The organism is Glutamicibacter sp. BSL13, assembly GCF_052928425.1.
This window is the reverse complement of the sequence record NZ_JAVGCZ010000198.1, coordinates 1-1,734: the sequence shown is the minus strand read 5'-3', so window position 1 is coordinate 1,734 and position 1,734 is coordinate 1. Positions and strand designations below refer to the sequence as shown.

Here is a 1,734-nt window from a genome sequence, read left to right as displayed (position 1 = left end):
TAGCCCGGGCGTTTCATCGTTCGGGACGTCATTAACGGTCTTTAACGAGGAAAAGGTGACCTGAACTGGGAAAATAGAGGTATCTAAGCTTCATCCACCCAGTTCAAAAGGATCACCTTTTCGATGCACCAGTCTACCCCGATTTTCCCGCATCTTCCGACCCAACTCACCGGGCAAGCCCTGGTGTCCCAGGCAGGGCTGGGGGTGCTGGCCAGCTTCCTGAACGCCGTGGATTTCCGCCGGCTCTGTGAGGACCGGTTCTCCCAATTCGTGCCGGCCACCGCGGTGCACCGGCCGGGCAAGATGATCGCTGACCTTGCTATCATGCTCGCCGGTGGGGGTGATCAAGTCACGGATATCGACCAGTTGCGCTCCTCACCGGGGCTCTTCGGGCCGGTGGCCTCCGAAGCCACGATCAGCCGGCTCATGAGCCGGATCAAGGACCAGCCTGCCGCATTCGACTACGCGTTCGCTACCATGCACCGCACCGTGCGTTCGAGGGTTTGGGCCGTAGCCGGACCCCGCAATCCTGCCTCCCGGGCCACCCGGCTCGATCCGTTGATCATCGACATTGACGCGTCGTTGGTGCACGTGCACTCCGACAAGGAACACGCCGCAGGCACCTATAAACGCGGCTATGGGTTCGCTCCCATGATCGCGAGCATTGATTACGGGAAAGAGAACGGGACCGGGGAAGTCCTGGCTGTGCAGATGCGTCCCGGGAACAAGGGCGCGAACTCGGCCGCCGATCACATCACGATCCTGGACCAAGCCCTGGCCCAGCTGCCGGACGAGTTCTATACCAAGGACGGGGTGCTGCTCGGTGAGAAGATCCTGGTGCGCACCGATAGCGCTGGCGCTTCACGCCAGTTCCTGCATCACCTTCACTCGTTGGGGCTACAGTTCTCCACCTCCTACGCACTACCAGTGATCAACGAGCGGTTCATCGGGTGGATCAATGACAAAAAGTATTGGGAACCAGCCACTGACCAGCACGGTGAACTCCGTGGGGATGCGTGGGTGATTGACGCGACCAAAGTCCTCAAACTGCACAACTACCCTGAAGGCACCAGGATCTATTTGCGGGCCGAGCCGCTGCACTCGGGTGCGAACGCGAACTTGTTCGACATCGACGGGAACCGGGTAACCGCGTTCCTGACCAACGCCCCACGCTACAACGTGGCCTTCCTCGATGCCAGGCACCGGGCGCGGGGCCGGTGCGAGAACAGGATCAAAACGCTGAAGGCCTGCGGACTGGGCAAGCTGCCCTACTGGTCCTTCACCGCGAACCAGGCCTGGGCGAACCTGGCGGTACTGGCCATGAACCTGACCTCTTGGATCCAGCTGGCCATGCTCCCCATCGGGCATCCTGCTGGTTGCTGGGATGTGAAACGGTGGCGGTACCGGCTGCATTCCATTGCCGGGAAACTGATCACCAGCGGCCGGCAAACCCGGCTGCTCATCCCTGAAACGGCACCGGAATCAGCGCTACTCATAGAGCTGTTGGAACGGGCTCATGCAGGGTACCGGCAGTGGCGCCAGGGCCACCTGGCCGCTTGAACCGGCAGCTACCTTTGCCCGTCAACGAGATGAAAGACCACGACCGGAACAGTGGAACCCGGCACCCACACCAGTGACCATGGTGGCAGCAGCGACCCCGAAACCAGGGAAAGCCGCCGACTCTGGGAAAAACCGGAAATCAGCGGCCCTCAACGCCACGATGAAACCGCTGGG

At 61.4% G+C, this 1,734-nt stretch carries 1 protein-coding gene; it reads left to right on the top strand.

Features of this window, described 5'->3' with window-relative positions:
- The first annotated feature begins 123 nt into the window (after nucleotides 1–123).
- Nucleotides 124–1,560, top strand: coding sequence for an IS1380 family transposase (locus RCJ92_RS15795; protein ID WP_396277500.1), 1,437 nt, complete (start codon nucleotides 124–126; stop codon nucleotides 1,558–1,560).
- Nucleotides 1,561–1,734: the final 174 nt, after the last annotated feature.